We start from the raw sequence: 16,297 nt of genomic DNA, 5'->3' as shown, positions 1-16,297 counted from the left end.
CGCCGGCCCGGCGCGGTACTACTTGACCGTGATCACCGGGCTGGTGATCTTCTGGGTGGCGCTCTCCAGGTACACCCGGTAGGTGCTGTCCTTGTCGAGGTCGGCCGGCAGCGTGAAGCCGTAGCTCAGCTTGCCCAGCGCGTCGGCGGTCTGGGTGCCGACGTAGGTGCGGGTGTCGACCGTGCCCTTGAGACGGAGCAGGTAGACCTTGATCTTCTCGGCCGGGTCGAAGCCGAACGCGGTGGCGGTGAGCTGCTCACCCGGCGCGACGCTGGTCTTGTCGACGGTGACCTGCTCGCCGGTGTTGCCGCTGCCGAGCTCGATGACGCTGCGCTCGCCCGCGTCGTTCTTGCGGATCACGAAGCCGTCGTGGTGCTCGCCGTTGGCGTAGCGGGCCTCGAAGCGGATCTGGTCCTTGTCGACGTCGATCATCTGGTAGAGCTGGGTGTTCTCGCTCGTGCTGATGACCTCGGCGCCGTTGCCGGTCCAGTTCACGCCGCCGTTGAGCTCGTACATCTTGCCGCCGGAGACCGACACGACGTACGAGACGCCGTTGTGGGTGGTCGCCGACTGGCGGGCGGTCTTCAGGTTGCCGCGGCCGTACGAGTGGTCGTGGCCCTGGAGAACCAGGTCGACGCCGTACTTCTCGAACAGCGGGGCCCACTGGGCGCGGACGACCGGGTTGTTACGGGTGCCGGTGTTGGAGTAGACGGGGTGGTGGAAGGTCACCACGGTCCACTTGTTCGGGTTGTCCTTGAGCAGACCCTCCAGCCAAGCGGTCTGCTTGGTCATCAGGTCGGGGATCGACTGGACGTTGCTGTTCAGGCCGATGAAGCGCACGCCCTGGTAGTCCACGTAGTACGCGGTCTTGGCGATGTTCTGCGCGCTCGGGTAGTCGGTCCAGGCCGGGCCGTTGTCCGGGTAGGGGAACTGCGGAACCCAGAACGACGACAGGTTGAGGCCGCTGTACTCGTGGTTACCCGTGATGGACAGGTTGTTGACCTGGCTGTCGATGAAGCCGCCGGCCTTGAACCACTGGCCCCACTGCTCCTCGCTGTTCGCGGAGTCGATGAGGTCACCGGCGTTGACGATCATCTTGGCCTGCGGCCGGTCGGCGAACGCCTGGCGGAACACGCGGGGGACGGCCGAGTCGATGTAGTTCTGCGCGTCGCCGTAGTAGATGAAGGAGAACGGCTGGAAACCGGCGGCGGCGGTGGTGAAGTCGTTCCACTCGCTCCAGTTGGTGCCGTCGCCGACGCGGTAGGTGTACCGGGTGGCGGGCTTGAGGGCGGTGAACTCGACCGTGTGGTAGGTCGAGGCGTACCCGAGGGTGGTGTTGACCGGGGTGCTCGACTGCGCCATCACGTTGCTGACGGCGCCGGCGGCCGGGGCGACGTCGCCCAGCGCGCGGGGCGCCTCCAGGATCTGGGCCTGGGCGACATCGGAGGTCGCCGCGGCGCGCCAGGTCACCTTCTGTGACGACGCGGGCGTGGCGGTCGGGGTGAGGATGACCCGGTCGGGCATCGGGGTGGGCTTGTGGATCTCGGCGGCGGGGAACTTCGGCGGTGCGGCGGCGCCGAACGCCACGGGGCTGAAGGCCAGACCGCCGACAAGCAGCGCACCGGCGCCGATCGCGATCAGTTTGCCCTGCCGGGTGCGCGGCGACCAGGGTCGGGTGGCGTCACTCACGTCGAGCTTCACTCCTGAGGAAGGGGGTTCATCCCGTCGAGGGAGCACGAGGGGATGTCCGAATCCACGCAGAAGGGGTTGGCCGGAACCTTGCCTCGAAGTGAACGGACGATCTTTACTTTCACTCCTGTACGCAGCGTCACCCGAGGTCAGACCGGGTGGTCGAGCGGACATCCGATCTCTGTACGGCCGACACTCGGCGTTGAGGTGATATTTCACTGGACCCACCAGCCTGGCGAGGTGCCGATGACCGTTGCCCGCCTTCTGGCGATGGTGCCCGCCGTGCTGGCGCTCGGCGTGCTCTTCGTCGTCCCGGTCGCGCCGGTCGTGGACAAGGGCGACGACTTCATGACCCCGGAGACGACCGGAGTGCTCAACCTGGAAGCGGGCGAGTGCTTCACCGACCCGGAGTACTCCCCGGCGGCGGGCGAGGAGGTCGTCCTCTACACGACCTGCGACCAGCACGCCGACAACCAGTCCTACGGCTTCGTCCACGCCGACGACGGGCCCTACGATCGCGCGGCGCTCGCCGAGTTCGGCTGGAGCAGCTGCCAGCGGGGGTTCGCGCACTACTGGCCGGGGGCGGCGGGCGCCGACCTGGACTACTACCCGATCCTGCCGACCGCCGAGACCTGGGCGGACGGCGACCGCGACGTCATGTGCGTGGTGTACGACCCCCGTGGCGCACTGACCGGCTCGCTGCTGCCCCGCGCCTGAATTTTCGCGGTGGCCGGGAGTAACTTTCGCGAGTGTCGGGAGAAACTTTTAGTCGAAAACTTTTGCCGACGAAAATCGAAAGTTCGTAAGATCGTTGACAAATGTATGAGGCGAAGCTCACACTTCCGACATTCAGCGCGTTAGGGAGTGGTGGCGCTCGGACGCGGTGGAGTTCCTGTAAGACCTCAAAAGAGGAGCGACATGCCGTCCTCTCGCACACGTCCCACCAAGCGATCGTTAGCGACTGCCCTGCTGGCAGTGCCCGCTTTGCTGATCGGCACGCCCGGAGTGGCGTTCGCCGCCGAGACCGGAGCCGCGCCCGTCCTCGACGTGGCCACGCTCTCCCCGGTCGACCCCGTCCCGAACTACAACGGGGTGGCGAACAACACCTCGTACGTGACCTCCACCTCCACGGGCGCCGGCGGCTGGTTCACCGGCAACGACGTCACGCTGAACCTGTCGGCGACCGACGACGACGTCGTCAACCTGTTCCGGGTGACCATCGCGGGGGTCGCGGTCGACGTACCCGCCGTGCGGAACGGAAACCGCGGCACCGCCGCACATGTGATCAGCGGCGACCGCAACAGCACGGTGAGCTACGTCGCGGTCGACGCGGCCGGAAACGCCTCGGCGGCCCGGACGATCACCGTGCGCATCGACACCAAGCCGCCGGTTGCGGCCTGGCCGGCGATCGCCACCGGCAAGGTCGCGCACAGCGCCACCGCCGCCTCGATCAACCCGACCCGCACCGACGCCACCCCCGGCTCGGGCGGCGCGGCGGTCCGCGACATGTGGATCGACGGCGTCTGGACCTACCCGATGCCGCTGGACCTGGCCACCCTCTCGGTCGGCAAGCACACCTGGGCGGTCAATGTCGGCGACTCCGCCGGCAACGGCGCCAAGTACACGCTGACCTTCGAGATCACCACCTCGATCGCCGACCTGCGCGCCCTCGTGCAGCGTTACGTGACCGCCGGGAAGATCTCCACGCCCAACGGCGCCCGCCTGCTGGCCCTGCTCACCGAGGCCGAGGGCGGCACCGCCGAGGCGTCCCTGACCAAGTTCGGCGCGCTGGCCGCCAAGGTCGCCCCCGCGGGCCACATGCGTGACTCCCTGGTCAAGGACGCCGCCTACCTGGTGGAAGTGCTCCAGGGCGTCGACCACCCCGCCATCGCCACCGGTGTCGCGGTGAGCGCGGGCAAGGGCATGGACCGCTACCCGTTCCGGGCTCCGGGCGAGGCCGTGCGGAACAAGCGGCCCAAGTTCAAGATCCTGCTGTTCGGCAACCGCCCTGGAGCGTTCCGCCACGAGCACATCCCGCTGACGATGGCGACGATCCAGGACCTCGGCCGGGCCAACTCCTTCGACGTCGACGTCTACGACTACCTCAGCCCCGAGGTGTCGGTGCAGGGCAACCCGTTCGAGAGCGCCGAGCGTCTGTCGCAGTACGACGCCCTGGTCGGCGTCTCCAGCGTCGGCAACGACGTGTTCGTCACCAACCGGCCCTCGACGACCACCCCCGGTGCCACCGTCGACGAGCAGGCCGCGCTCCAGACCTACATCCGCAACGGCGGCGGCTTCGTGGCCATCCACGGCGCCACCGACTCGATGCACAACTGGGACTGGTACAAGAACCTGACCGGCGGTGAGTTCGACAACCACGGCTCCAACGCCGGCGGCATCCAGAACACCTGTGGCGGCTGCCTCGTCGCCGAACTGGTCACCGAGGACGGCACCCACCCGGCCACGCGTCACTTCGAGAAGAAGACGACGATCTCGGACGAGCTCTACAACTGGCGGGGTTTCCTTCCCCGCGAGAAGGTGCACGTCCTGCAGACGCTGACCGAGTCGACCTACGTGAACGGCATCGGCAACAGCGCGGGCCGGATCGAGGGCGCCGACCACCCGATCTCGTGGTGCGCCAACTTCGACGGCGGGCGTTCCTTCACCCAGGCGCTGCTGCACAACTGGCAGCTCACCGCCAACCCGCTCTTCCAGCAGAACATCCTGGAAGGCATCAAGTGGGCCGCCGGCGCGACCTCCGGCAACTGCTCCACCCACACCGAGATGCGCGGCCTGGTCGCCGCCGGCGTGGCCGACGGTTCCGTCAGTGCCGACCTCGCCGCCACGCTGAACGGCGCGATCGACGCCTCGTACAACGCCTACCTGGTCAAGGACTACATCAAGGCGATGGACGAGGCCAAGGTCGTCCGCCGCGAGGTCAAGGCCAACCTGCCCGGTCCCGACAACACCCCCATCCGCGAGCGCGCCAAGGAACTGGCCGAGTGGATGAAGGTGCTCGCCGACGACGCGATCATCCTGCGCTTCCAGTCGGAGCCGGTGGGAGCCACCCACCAGCCCGGTGACGACGCGGTCTTCGCGGCCCCCGCCGACGGCCAGAACGTCACCTACCAGTGGCAGGTCAAGGCTCCGGGTTCGGCCGACTGGGCGGACGTCCCCGGCCAGACCTCGTTCGCGATCGACGTGGTCGCCGCGCCCGAGCTGAACGGCTCCGAATACCGGGTCCGCGCCACCGACCCGACCGGCGTGATCGTCTCGCGCTCGGCCGTTCTCCAGGTCGGCTGACCCACCCGTTCCACAGCCGGTGGCCCGAGATCCTTCGGGCCACCGGCCTCGCGATTCGATCAGGAGTGAACCGATGCGCCGCTTTCTCCTCCCGGCCGCGGCGGCGCTCGCCCTGTGCACCGCATGCGCCGGCACCCCGGCCGCGTCCGAGCCGGGGGCGGTCACCTGCGAATCAGGCCCGCGTACGCCCCTCGCGGCCCCCGGCGACACCGAGTGGCACCACCCCGACCGGGCCTTCTACGCCCCGGGCGACCAGAACATGCCCACCGGCGGCAGCCTGGAGCACCTGCTCGCCGGGGACAACGCCCTGATCGTCCAGTACTCACCTGAGCTGCCGCAGCCCTCGATCGACGAGCTCCGCGACTGGGCCGCGATGCAGACCGCCACGGTGGCCCTGCCGGGACCCGCGGAACCCGTCATCCGCGCCGAGATCGCCTCGAACGAGCTCACCTGCGACGGACTGGACCTGGCCCGGCTCACGGAACTGGCCGGCTCCCGCACCCCCGGACAGGTGACCGAACACTCGTAGATCCCCCGATCTGGTGCAGAATGCACCCCGTGATGCGGCGAACGATGGTTGTCGTCCTTGTGGCCGCCGGACTTGGCGTACCGAGTCCTGCGGTGGGGGCTGCGGATCCCTTGACGGCGGTGAAGGCGCAGTACGTGCCGGGCCACGGCGTCATGATCCGAGAGTGGGGGCATTCGTTCGCCAGCGCCCCGGCGAAGCTGGTCTTCTGGCAGGAGGGGTGGCTGGAGTTCGGCCGCAAACAGGTGGTGGCCTACGAGACGCGGGTGAAGCGCGCTCCCGTCAAGGACCGGATCAGGTCGCTCGGCGGCGGGAAGTACACCTACCGCACCAGCCCGGCGATCGTGCGTTCCCTGCCCAAGGGGAAGGTCTGGCGGGCCGGTCCCAGGGAGTACAACCCCTTCTGGAACCCCGTCTTCATCGTCGAACCGACGACGCTCAAGGCGCTGCTCAAGGCCGGGAAGCGCCGCAACGCGACCATGTACGAGGGCGTCATCGCCTACGGCGACCTCTACGCGGCCTCGCCGTCACTGCGGGCGGACACCCCGAAGCCTGACGAAGCCCAGGCGGCGGTGGACGTCAAGTGGCACATGTACACCAGTGCGAAAGGCCTGCCGAACCGGTTCTGCGCGAAAGTGGACGACGGCCAGGACGCCCCCGGCCGCGACACCTGCGTCAATTTCGACTGGTGGGGCGCGAAGAAACATCTGCCCGCCCCGTCCGTCGGCCGGGTCGTCTTCCCGGGCTCCTGACCTGTCGGGGGTGGTCGAACGGGTGCACATGATGCATCATGTGGGGACGAACCGGGCTGATCCCGGTTCGTTCACAACCTAAGAACCGCGGGAGCTCGGGCGTAACCGGGCTGAGAGGGCGACCAGCGTCGCCGACCGCATGAACCTGTCCGGGTAATGCCGGCGTAGGGAGCGTGTGTGTGATGACCGCTGTCATCGATTCCGAGGCACCCCTCACCCTCGACGAGGCTCCGCCGAAAACGCTCGGCCTGCTCGACCAGGGTGCACTGTGGGCCAACCTCGGGGTGTCACTGCTCGGGTTCTCAGGAGCGATCGCGCTGGTCAACCCCCTCGGGGACCGTCCGCTGAGTTTCGTCGCAGCGCTGACGGCCGCCGTGGTGGGCAGTCTCATCGGTACGGCCATGGTCGGCCTGGCCGCCATTCCGGGCACCCAGACGGGCGCCCCGGCGATGATGCTGCTCAGAGGGCTTTTCGGGGCGAAACTCTCCTATCTCCCGAGCGTGCTGAACATCATCCAGATGCTGGGCTGGGGGGCGTTCGAACTCTGGGTCATCGCCCAGGGCGCGCAGGCCATCGCGGGGCAGTTCGGGGTGACGGTGCCCTACGCGGTCTGGGTCGTCATCGCCGGGGTGATCACCACGGCGCTCACGATCAAGCCGCTCGGCGCCGTGCGCATCCTGCGCCGCTACGTCACCGTCGGCGTCGTGCTGGCGATGATCTATTTCGCGTACGAGCTGATCTCGCGCGGACCCTCGCTGGGAGCGGGGTCGTGGGAGGCGTTCACGCCGGCCGTCGACTACGTCATCGCGCTGAGCGTGTCGTGGGTGCCGCTTGCGGCCGACTTCTCGCGGTTCTCGAAGAGTTCGAGGGCGGCGTTCGGCGGGGTGGTCGGCGGCTACACGATCGCCCAGGTCTCCTGCCTGGCGCTGGGGATCGCGGCGCTGGCGCTCGTCGGCAACGACGTCAACCAGGTCTGGGATCCGTTCGTCACCGCGTCGCTCGGGGCGGTCTTCTTCGGGATCCTCGTGCTGCGGGAGACCGACCAGTCGTTCGTGAACGTCTACTCGGTGACGATGTCGCTGCAGAACCTGATGCCGAAGGTCGACCGGCGGATTCTCTCGGTCGTCATCGGGGTGCTGGTCACGCTGCTGGCGATCTTCGTGAGCGCGGACACCTACTCGGCGTTCCTGGGGATCATCGGGGCGGTGTTCGTGCCGATGTTCGCGGTGCTCACCGTCGACTACTTCCTGCTCGGCGGGCGCCGCAGGTGGGACACCTCGGAGCACGCGCCGTCGCGGTGGATCATGATCGTGCCGTGGGTGCTCGGGTTCGCCGCCTGGTGGATGGTCGCGGCGCCGACCAAGATCGAATGGTGGGATGCGATCTGGGATTCGGCGCGGGAGGCGCTCGGTTTCGTGCCCCAGATGAGCGCCGCACTCGGGGCGTTCCTGGTCGCCGCGCTGGTCACGCTGGCGATCGGGGGCCTGAGGCGGCGCTCGGTCAAGGCGACTATCTGATCCGGGTGAAGGCCACCGCCGCGGCCGAGGCGATCACGGTCGACAGGACGACCATGAAGAGCACCGACTTCAGCGGGTTCTCACGTTTCTTCGGGTTGGCCACGGCCGCGACCCTCGGTTCACGCCGCTCCGGTGTCGCCGACGGCGTCGGTTTGGGACGCGGTGACGGCTTCTTCACGGTCGGGACCGGCTTCGGAAGGCGTACCGGAACGACCCTGGCCGGTTGCTCCACCCTCGGCTTCGGCTCTCTCACCGGAGGAGGCGGCGGCGGGGGTGGCGGCGGCGGTGGCGGCGGAGGTGGAGGAGGCGGCGGCGGTTCCTCCACCTGAGGCGGCGGAGGTGGCGGTGGCGGCTCCACCTGCGGTTCCTCCGGCAGAGGCGGCGGACACGGCGTCTCCGACGGGGTCGGCGCCGGTGGCTCCTCGGCGGGCGGCGGTGGTGGCGGAGGCGGCGGTGGAGGCGGTGGCGGGTTGCACGGCGGCTGCTGGAGGACACCGACCCCCAACTCCACGTCGAGGATGACCCCGACCTGGACGCACACCCCCACGCCCGGCCCGACGCCGACACCGACGTCGAGGATGCCGTCGGCCGTCGCGGCCGGGGCCGAGGCCACCGAGAGCGTGGCCAGCATCAGGAAGCCGAGTGTCGCGGCGGTTATTCGGCTTGTCATCAGCTCAATCCTGAGATTCGGCCGAATTCGGCCAGTGCGCTGGTGAACGCGTCGGGCTTCACTGCCAGCCCGCCGTCGAACACATGGATGATGTCGAAGGCCATGAAGATGCCGACCCCCAGCAGTGCCGCCATGGCCAGCATCGGCAGCAGCGCCATGCCCTTCGGGCGGGCCCCGGCCAGGAACGGGAAGACCAGCACGATCAGGCCGGTCACCACGGTCAGCACCAGCAGGATGGTCGGCGGGGTGGCCCCCGCGTCGGCGGCGCGCTGGACCCGCGACGAGCTCAGCTGGGAGATCTGGTCGACCACGGCCGCCTTGGCGTCTTCCTGGTCGTCACCCTGGACGACCAGCCCGGAGACCTGGGTGCGCAGCGTGTTGAGGCGGGTGGTGCCCTCGGTGCTGAGCTGGCCTTCGGCCATCAGCGGCCACTCCTGGTCGACCACGAAGCCGATGTAGTCGCGCAGCCCGGCCTGCACCTGCGCCGCGGCGGCCGGAGGCAGCTCGTTGGCGGCCCAGTAGGCCTCCACGGCCGACTGGCTCTCCGTGTACGTGTTCTGCCTGGCCGCGTCGGCGGTCGTCCACGGAACGACGATCGCGATGGCGAAGACCAGCAGGAACAGCGCCGACAGCATCGACCCGGCGTGGCCGACCGTCGGGCCGCCGGGGTCGGAGTCCTCGCTCCCGGTGCCGAACCTTCTGAAGATGAACGCCGAAAGTGCCACCACGGCGACCGCCGACCCGACGGCGACGATGAACCCCAGCATGACCACTCCCCACTAGTGACCTGGTGATTGCTCGGCGTGAGATTACTATCACATTGAGTGATCACAGGTTTACCGTGTGGGGACAGACACGTTGGCTAAGCGGATTCCAGGTTCAGCAGCATCTCTTTGGCGGCTTTTCCACCGGCGTAGGCCCCCGGCAGCCCCGGCCCCTCGACCACCCGGTGACACGGAACCAGCAGGCAGACGGGGTTCTCGGTGACCGCGTTGGCGACCGCGCGCAGCGCCTGGGGCCGGCCGATGCGGGCGGCGACCGCGGCGTAGGTGGTGGTCGTGCCGTAGGGCGTCGAGGTGATCATCTGCAGCACGCTCCGGGCGAACGCCGTCGCGAGGCGGAGGTCGAACGGGAGCGTGAACGTGCGCAGCCGCCCGTCGAAGTAGGCGTCGATCTCCCGCTTCAGCGGGTCGAGGCGGCTGGGGTCATGGCCGATGAACGACCCGACCTCCCGGTAGACCCGGGCGTACACCGCGTGTTCGTCGTCGAATGTGGTGGCAATCACACCCCGCGCGGTGACGGCGAGGACCATCCGTCCGGCCGTCGTGTCGTGGGTGCCGAAGGCGATCGTGGGGACGGATTCCCCGACGTACGTGGGTGAGGTGACCCGGAGCAGTGCCTCCAGGTCGCCCGATGCGGCCGACGCGTCCATGGCACTTCCCTTCCCCGGGTTCGAGGGCAGCGTAGCGGAGCATGGGAAAAGCCCATGATCACGAGCGGAAAAGCGGCACGATGGACCCGTGGAATGTGACCACTGGGATAAACGTGACGACGAGGACGAAGGGATCGCGCGGGCGGTAGTCGCCAGCGCGGCCGATGCCATCGTCGCACTCGATCGCGATCTGTCGGTGGTCACGTGGAATCCCGCCGCTGAACGGATGTTCGGCTGGTCCCCCGACGAGATCGTCGGACGCCGCCCGCCCTTCGTGCCCGAGGAGCTGATGGCCGAGCACAACGCGGTGCTCGAAAGGGTGCGCACAGGTGGTCCCGTACAGCTGCGAACCCGGAGATTCCGGCGCGACGGAACGCTCATCGAGGTGCAGGCCGACATCAGTGCGCTGCGCACACCCTCGGGCGCGTTGCTCGGGTACGTCGGCGTCTACCACCAGCGCGACGACAACGAGGCCGCGCGGGCCCGGTCGGTGCGGCGCGCCCAGCTCGTCAGAAGGCTCACCGACGTCGTCGGCGACATCAACGCCGAGCTCGACCAGAACGTGGTGCTCGACCGGATCGCCGGCTCGCTGACCGAGCTGACCGGGGCCGACGCGGGCGGGTTCGTGCTGATCGACGGCGAGAAGCTCCGGCTGGTCAGCACCCACCGGCTGCCCGAACCCATGAAGGGCGCCACCGCCGACCTGGGCAGCAGCCTGGTGGGCAAACTGCTGCGCACCGGCAAACCGGTCATCCTGGAGACCGGGCCAGAGGGGCTCCAAGATCTGATCTGGGCCCAGCTCGACGGCCTGCACACCATCGCGGTCGCCATCGCGGCCGTCGGCGGGCGGCCCTACGGCGCGCTCTACGCCCTGTTCGCCCGGCGCAAGCCCGGCCACCTGGAGCTCGAACTGCTCGAACTGCTCGCCGGGCACGCCGGGATCGCGGTCGGCAACGCGGTCGCCTACCAGGACGCCATCCGGCAGCGCGCCCACGAACGCGCGGTCTTCGACGCCAGCGCCGACGGCATCGCCGTGCTCAGCGAGAGCGGCACGGTCACGCGCTGGAACCCCAAGGCGGCCGAACTGACCGGCTACGCCTACGAGGACGTGATCGGCCGTCCACCCCCCTTCGACCTGCCAGAACCCGGCGAGAAGCTGACCTTCCAGCTCGAATCGGGGAGATGGCTGGACGTCCTCTGCGCGACCATCCCGGAGACCGGCGAGATCGTCGCCGACTTCCGCGACATCACCAGCGCCAAGGAGTTGGAGGAGGCCAAGGACCTGTTCCTGGCCACCACCAGCCACGAACTGCGCACCCCGATCACCGTCGTGACCGGCTTCGCCAGCACGCTGGCCGACCGGTGGGACAAGCTCTCCGACACCGACCGGCGGGCCCACGTCCACACCATCGCCGAGCGGGCCAAGTCGCTCGGGCGGCTGATCGACCACCTGCTGCTCGGCGCCCGCGCCGGGGCGGCCGAGCCGTCGGTCCGCGACGAGGCCTTCGACCTGGCCGAACGCGTGCGTGCCGCGACTTTGGGGCTGCCGGTCCTCTCGGACCGCCACCGCGTCGAGGTGCGGGTCCCCGACGACCTTCCTCTCGTACGAGGTGACGCGCTCGCCACCGCCATACTGCTCGACCAGCTGCTGGAGAACGCGTTCAAATATTCGCCCGACGGCGGTCTCATCCAGGTGTCGGCCTGGTCAGAGGAGTCCCAAGTCGTCCTGACGATCGACGACGAGGGCATCGGCATCGCCCCGTCCGATCGTGAGCGCGTTTTCGAACGGTTCGTCCAAGGCGAGAGCGGCGACCGCCGCAGATTCGGGGGTGTGGGGCTCGGTCTCTACATCGTCCGGAGCCTCGCGCGGGCCCAAGGTGGGGAGGTGGCCGCACTGCCCCGACCCGAGGGTGGTACACGTATGCAGTTCGTGCTCCGCAGAGAGGGGTTTGTCACCGCACCCGACACACCGGGGCGGTAAGGCCGGGGTAACACCGAAGCTGACCTATTGTCCAATGTGCACAAGCTGTAATCAGGTCTCGGTTTCCAGAGTCAGCTAACGGGGCATTTCGGTCGTACTGGGGTGACCATCTTCAGGGGGTTCGGGAGAACGGGGAGGTGAGTGCGTCGAGCGTCATCATGCTGCCGTACGCTCTGGCGAGCGTTGCTGTGGCGCGTCAGCGCCTCGGTGCCGACCTGCTTGCCTCCGGAGTTTACGAGGCTGCGGTCGACGACACGGTCCTGGTGATGAGCGAACTGTTGAGCAATGCCCTGCGACATGCACATCCTCTCGCGTCTGGGCAGCTCAGAGTCACATGGGCCTGCGGTGACGGACATGTGGAAGTAGCCGTGAGCGACGGTGGGGCCACCACCGAGCCGCGGGCGGGAAGGCCGACCCTCTCGTCTCTGGGGGGCCGGGGGCTCGGCATCGTCGAGTTCCTGGCGGAGCGCTGGGGGGTTCGCCACGAGGGCGAGACGACGACTGTTTGGGCCATCGTCCACGCCCCGCAGCCTGGCCGAAATGGTCGGTCGGGTGAGTCCGAAATAAGCGCAATAAGCGAAGTCGTCTAAGCGCTGAGTAGCCGCCGCTCGGTCGTTGTCCAGGCGGTGCTGATCAGCAGGTAGACGCCCGCCGCGAAGGGCAGGAACGCGGCGGCGAGCACGGTCCCGTAAGGAAGCAGTTTCAACAGCCCACTACCCGGCATTTCAGGCGTCCCGATCACGAGTCGCGACGACTGCCAGGCCACCAGTGCGATGAGCACGATGAGACCGACGAAGACCAGGGTGGGCACACCGAAGAACCCGGAGTGGGCGATCACCGCTCCGAGGTGCTCACTCAGGGGCACCGACAGCGCGCTGTGGGTCATCAGGACGTTCTGCTGCCCGGCGATCACCGGGTGGGTGAACACGTTGTACAGCACGAACGCGAACGGGATCTGGGCCAGACCCGTGCCGACTCCGGCGAACATCGAGGTGCCCGCGCCGGAGTAGAGGGCCTGCGTCTCCCGGACCAGTCGTTCCGGGTCGTTGGCGTGGCGCTTCTTCAGTTTCGCCACGTCGGGGGCGAGTTTCGCGCGGATGCGGTGGAGTTTCGCCTGCCGGATCGCCAGGGGGAGCAGCACGAGGCGGACCAGCAGCGTCAGCAGCACGATCGCCGGCGCGGCGCCGACGAGCCCGGCCAGGGCCTCCGTGGCGTGGTAGGCCGGGCCGAGGATGAAGTCGAACACGATGACAGGAACCTTTCGTCTGGTGTGAGGGCATGACGAAGGCGCCCGTGCCGATCAATGGCGATCAGCGGGGCGCCGGGTTTCCTGTTGGAGCTCTCGACCTTGTGCGGCCTGGCGAATTGGGGCGGCGGAGCCGTACAAGAACCGCTTCGACCCCTGCGCTGAGCGGTGCCTCAGCGACGTGTGGCGCTGCGGCCAGCAGCCGCAGCGCCCACGTGACGAGCAACAGGCCGAGGACGGCGAGGAGCGCGATGCCACCGGGCATCGCGAGCGCGCCGAGCAGGGCCTGGACGAACACGGGTTACTTCTTCTTGGCCACGACTGTGATCGCTCCGACCACGACCGCCGCGATCAACGCGATCACCAGGAGGAACTTCAGCGTCGCGAACAGCGCGGGGATGACGAAACTCACCACCAGCCAGATGGCGAGGAAGATCCCCACGACGGCAAAAACAGTTCGGCTCATGGCGAACAAACTACGCGTTCCACGATCGCCGTGCGACCTAGTCTTTGGGGCGTGACCGTCAGTCCCGCCGCACGTGTTCTCGTCGTCGACAACGATCCGGCCGTGGCCGAGGTCATCGCCCGCTACCTCGAACGCGACGGCCACGACGTGCAATGCGCCGGAGACGACGTGCTGAGCAGCATCGACCCGCCCGACCTGCTCATCCTCGACATGAACCTGCTCGCCGTCGGCCGCAAGCTGCGCGCCCGCTGGCCGGTCCCCGTGATCATCCTCGGCGAGGCCATCGACCTGGTCGACCTCGACCCCGACGCCGACGCCGACGACTACGTCACCAAGCCCTTCAGCCCCCGTGAGCTGGCCCTACGCGTCGCCGCAGTGCTCCGCAGGGCCCGAGGATCGATCGTGCCGGCCGGAACCGGCGTCCTGCGAGACGCCGACCTCGTGGTGGACGTCGGCGCCCGCCACGTGCGCCTGGGCGACGCGGAGGTCACCCTGACGGCCCGCGAGTTCGACCTGCTCGTCTACCTGCTGCGCAACCCGCGCCAGGCGTTCAGCCGCACGGACCTGCTCGACCGCGTCTGGGGCTGGGCCTTCGGCGATTCGTCGACGGTGACGGTCCATGTACGCCGCCTGCGGGAGAAGATCGAACGCGACCCGACCGACCCCGCCCGGATCATCACGGTGTGGGGCGTCGGATATCGCTACGAACCGGTTTCGTGACCGATCGAGAACCCCTCGGTGATCGCCCGGAACGTCGGGCACGGCCAGCGCCACATACAACTGCGGCACCGCAGGATCGGGTGGGCCGTGTCACTCGTGATGCCGCCCGCGTCGCGCGGCTGGTGCAGATCGATCAGCCGCAGTGACAGCTCGGAGAAGGACAGCAGATCTTCGCGGGACGACTCGAGGAAATCGAGGTCGGTCGAGGCGAGCCGGGTCTTGATCGGCACGAAGCCCTCACGGTTGAGCAGCCTGCGCAGCGGCCCGACCGCTTCACGCCACGAACTCGCCTTGTCGGCGCGGATCTGGATGACTTCCAGCCGCTCACGAAGCCGACGTCTCTGTGGATCTTCAGGGAGTTCCGTGTTCATGAGCGCCGCTCCTCCTCCGGCTCCGGCGGGAGCCGGTTCCATAGCGTCAAGCTTCGCGCACTCTGCGTTTACATGGGACCGAAATCGGGGACAAAGGGCGGACGACTCTTCGGTAATCCCAGAGGAACGTGACCCAGCGCCCGACCGGCGCTAGTGTGCGCGCTGTGGAGCTCAAAGTCTCGACTCGATCGCATGCGGGTCACGCTGTGATGGCCGTATCCGGAGAAATCGACCTGTATACCGCGCCTCGCCTGCAGTCGGAGTTCACCCGAGTGCTCGAAGAGTCCGCGCTTGACCGGGTCGTCATCGACATGTCCGGCGTGGAGTTCTGTGACTCCACGGGCATGAACGTGCTGCTGTCCGCGCTCAAGCGCCTCAAGGAACGCGGTGGCGTGCTGGAGGTGGCCTCGCCACGCCCGGCGGTCCGCAAGATCCTGCAGGTGACGGGTCTCGACTCGGTGTTCACCGTGCACGAGAGCGTCCCGGCGGAGCTGGCCGAACTGACCGGATGAGCGACCTCTCCCCCCGCTCCGGCACCGCGGTCGTCATCCCGGCCAAAGACGAAGGCGACCGCATCGCCGCGACGGTCACCGCCGCCCTGCGCCTGCCGGGCGTATCGCTCGTTCTCGTCGTCGACGACGGTTCGTCTGACGAGACCGGGCGGGTGGCACGCGCCGCCGGCGCCCGCGTCGTGCGCCACAGCCGCAACCGCGGCAAGGCCGCGGCGATGGAGAGCGGCGCGGAGGCCGTCCGCCTGCTCGACGAGAACTGTCACCTGCTCTTCCTCGACGCCGACCTGGGGGACACCGCAGCCGCGGCGGCACCTCTGATCGGCCCCGTCGTGTCCGGCACCGCCGACATGACGATCGCGACCTTCGCCACCCGGGTGAAACTGGGCGGGCACGGGGTCGTGGTCAAGGTGGCACGTGACGGGATCAAACGGCTGACCGGCTTCGATCCGGTCCAGCCGCTCAACGGTCAGCGGTGCCTGACGCGCGCGGCTTTCGAGGCCGCCCGGCCGCTGGCCGCGGGGTTCGGCGTGGAGACCGGGTTAACGGTCGACCTCATCCGGAAGGGGTTCCGGGTGGTGGAGGTCGAGGTCGACATGGCCCACCGGGCCACCGGGACTGATTGGCGTGCCCAGCTGCACCGGGCCAAGCAACTGCGAGATGTGTCGCGGGCGCTGGCGGCTCGGGAACCTACGGTGGTCAAGGCCATGGAAACGATCGAGGGCCTCAAGCCACAGACCCGCCCCTGAGATCTTTCTGTACGAATTGAGCTCGGTTGGCCAGGGCGCTGGTGCGGCCTGTTTGTTTAGGTCGTTGAGCGTCTGGGCCGGGTGTTTGCGCGCCCGAAATTTCGGCCTATCGACCCAGAAACAGCTGCTCGGCTCAGGGGCTCGGTGCATGGAGCTCCTCGGCTGCCCGGCATCGGGCGCTCCCGCGCCCGAAATTTCGCGCGATCGGCCCAGGAAACGACGCTTGGCGCAGGGCGCTGGCGGGAGGAGCGAGGCTCCGAGACTGCCCTGGCCTTGCATCGGGCGCTGTCGCGCCCGAAATTTCGCGCGATCGGCCCAGGAAACGACGCTTGGCGCAGGGCGCTGGCGGGAGGAGCGAGGCTCCGA

General features: G+C 68.4%; 18 protein-coding genes and 1 riboswitch. Of the genes, 10 read left to right on the top strand and 8 right to left on the bottom strand.

What is annotated here, in order from left to right:
• Nucleotides 1-18 precede the first annotated feature (18 nt).
• Nucleotides 19-1,689: a purple acid phosphatase family protein gene (locus ACYQ78_RS14040; RefSeq protein ID WP_459801249.1), complete on the bottom strand. Its 1,671-nt coding sequence runs from the start codon at nt 1,687-1,689 to the stop codon at nt 19-21.
• Nucleotides 1,690-1,929: 240 nt separating this feature from the next.
• Here ACYQ78_RS14040 and ACYQ78_RS14035 point away from each other — a divergent pair, with 240 nt between their 5' ends.
• The 5 genes from ACYQ78_RS14035 (at nt 1,930) to ACYQ78_RS14015 (ending at nt 7,787) form a co-directional block, all read left to right on the top strand.
• Nucleotides 1,930-2,406 (top strand): hypothetical protein, encoded by a 477-nt coding sequence (locus ACYQ78_RS14035; protein ID WP_459801248.1) that lies wholly within the window; start codon nt 1,930-1,932, stop codon nt 2,404-2,406.
• Between the two features lie 258 nt (nt 2,407-2,664).
• Entirely contained in the window at nt 2,665-4,992 is a 2,328-nt protein-coding gene (locus ACYQ78_RS14030; protein ID WP_459801247.1) for a ThuA domain-containing protein, read from the top strand.
• Nucleotides 4,993-5,065: 73 nt separating this feature from the next.
• Entirely contained in the window at nt 5,066-5,521 is a 456-nt protein-coding gene (locus ACYQ78_RS14025; RefSeq protein WP_459801246.1) for a hypothetical protein, read from the top strand.
• Between the two features lie 119 nt (nt 5,522-5,640).
• Complete coding sequence (locus tag ACYQ78_RS14020) at nt 5,641-6,270, top strand: hypothetical protein (RefSeq protein WP_459801245.1); 630 nt, start codon at nt 5,641-5,643, stop codon at nt 6,268-6,270.
• A gap of 77 nt (nt 6,271-6,347) precedes the next feature.
• A riboswitch (TPP riboswitch) is annotated at nt 6,348-6,459 on the top strand.
• Complete coding sequence (locus ACYQ78_RS14015; RefSeq protein ID WP_459801244.1) at nt 6,453-7,787, top strand: purine-cytosine permease family protein; 1,335 nt, start codon at nt 6,453-6,455, stop codon at nt 7,785-7,787. It overlaps the preceding riboswitch by 7 nt.
• On the opposite strand, the gene ACYQ78_RS14010 is transcribed toward ACYQ78_RS14015, so the two are convergent.
• From ACYQ78_RS14010 to ACYQ78_RS14000, 3 genes are all read right to left on the bottom strand, one after another.
• Entirely contained in the window at nt 7,780-8,457 is a 678-nt protein-coding gene (locus tag ACYQ78_RS14010) for a hypothetical protein (RefSeq protein WP_459801243.1), read from the bottom strand. The genes ACYQ78_RS14015 and ACYQ78_RS14010 overlap by 8 nt on opposite strands.
• Nucleotides 8,457-9,224, bottom strand: coding sequence for a bestrophin-like domain (locus ACYQ78_RS14005; protein WP_459801242.1), 768 nt, complete (start codon nt 9,222-9,224; stop codon nt 8,457-8,459). Before ACYQ78_RS14005 ends, ACYQ78_RS14010 begins: the two co-directional genes overlap by 1 nt.
• A gap of 95 nt (nt 9,225-9,319) precedes the next feature.
• Nucleotides 9,320-9,889: a methylated-DNA--[protein]-cysteine S-methyltransferase gene (locus tag ACYQ78_RS14000; RefSeq protein ID WP_459801241.1), complete on the bottom strand. Its 570-nt coding sequence runs from the start codon at nt 9,887-9,889 to the stop codon at nt 9,320-9,322.
• Between the two features lie 88 nt (nt 9,890-9,977).
• Between ACYQ78_RS14000 and ACYQ78_RS13995 the strand changes: the two genes are divergently transcribed.
• Nucleotides 9,978-11,870: a PAS domain S-box protein gene (locus ACYQ78_RS13995; protein WP_459801240.1), complete on the top strand. Its 1,893-nt coding sequence runs from the start codon at nt 9,978-9,980 to the stop codon at nt 11,868-11,870.
• Nucleotides 11,871-12,028: 158 nt separating this feature from the next.
• Nucleotides 12,029-12,460, top strand: coding sequence for an ATP-binding protein (locus ACYQ78_RS13990; RefSeq protein ID WP_459801239.1), 432 nt, complete (start codon nt 12,029-12,031; stop codon nt 12,458-12,460).
• Here the strand turns inward: ACYQ78_RS13990 and yidC are convergent.
• The 3 genes from yidC to ACYQ78_RS13975 all read right to left on the bottom strand — a co-directional run bounded on the left by yidC (nt 12,457) and on the right by ACYQ78_RS13975 (nt 13,582).
• Nucleotides 12,457-13,116, bottom strand: coding sequence for a membrane protein insertase YidC (yidC, locus tag ACYQ78_RS13985; RefSeq protein ID WP_459801238.1), 660 nt, complete (start codon nt 13,114-13,116; stop codon nt 12,457-12,459). The two genes, ACYQ78_RS13990 and yidC, sit on opposite strands and share 4 nt — an antisense overlap.
• Nucleotides 13,117-13,180: 64 nt before the next feature.
• Nucleotides 13,181-13,414: a DUF6412 domain-containing protein gene (locus ACYQ78_RS13980; RefSeq protein ID WP_459801237.1), complete on the bottom strand. Its 234-nt coding sequence runs from the start codon at nt 13,412-13,414 to the stop codon at nt 13,181-13,183.
• A gap of 3 nt (nt 13,415-13,417) precedes the next feature.
• On the bottom strand, nt 13,418-13,582 hold the full coding sequence (locus ACYQ78_RS13975; RefSeq protein ID WP_459801236.1) for a hypothetical protein: 165 nt from the start codon (nt 13,580-13,582) through the stop codon (nt 13,418-13,420).
• Nucleotides 13,583-13,633: 51 nt separating this feature from the next.
• Here ACYQ78_RS13975 and ACYQ78_RS13970 point away from each other — a divergent pair, with 51 nt between their 5' ends.
• Nucleotides 13,634-14,302: a response regulator transcription factor gene (locus ACYQ78_RS13970; protein ID WP_459801235.1), complete on the top strand. Its 669-nt coding sequence runs from the start codon at nt 13,634-13,636 to the stop codon at nt 14,300-14,302.
• Here ACYQ78_RS13970 and ACYQ78_RS13965 read toward each other — a convergent pair.
• Entirely contained in the window at nt 14,284-14,673 is a 390-nt protein-coding gene (locus tag ACYQ78_RS13965; RefSeq protein WP_459801234.1) for a hypothetical protein, read from the bottom strand. The two genes, ACYQ78_RS13970 and ACYQ78_RS13965, sit on opposite strands and share 19 nt — an antisense overlap.
• 164 nt (nt 14,674-14,837) lie before the next feature.
• On the opposite strand from ACYQ78_RS13965, the gene ACYQ78_RS13960 reads away from it, so the two are divergent.
• Complete coding sequence (locus ACYQ78_RS13960) at nt 14,838-15,185, top strand: STAS domain-containing protein (RefSeq protein WP_459801233.1); 348 nt, start codon at nt 14,838-14,840, stop codon at nt 15,183-15,185.
• Entirely contained in the window at nt 15,182-15,931 is a 750-nt protein-coding gene (locus ACYQ78_RS13955) for a glycosyltransferase family 2 protein (RefSeq protein ID WP_459801232.1), read from the top strand. Before ACYQ78_RS13960 ends, ACYQ78_RS13955 begins: the two co-directional genes overlap by 4 nt.
• The last annotated feature ends 366 nt before the right edge of the window (nt 15,932-16,297 follow it).

It is taken from the genome of Herbidospora sp. RD11066 (genome assembly GCF_054661255.1).
This window is presented reverse-complemented; position numbering and strand designations above follow the sequence as displayed.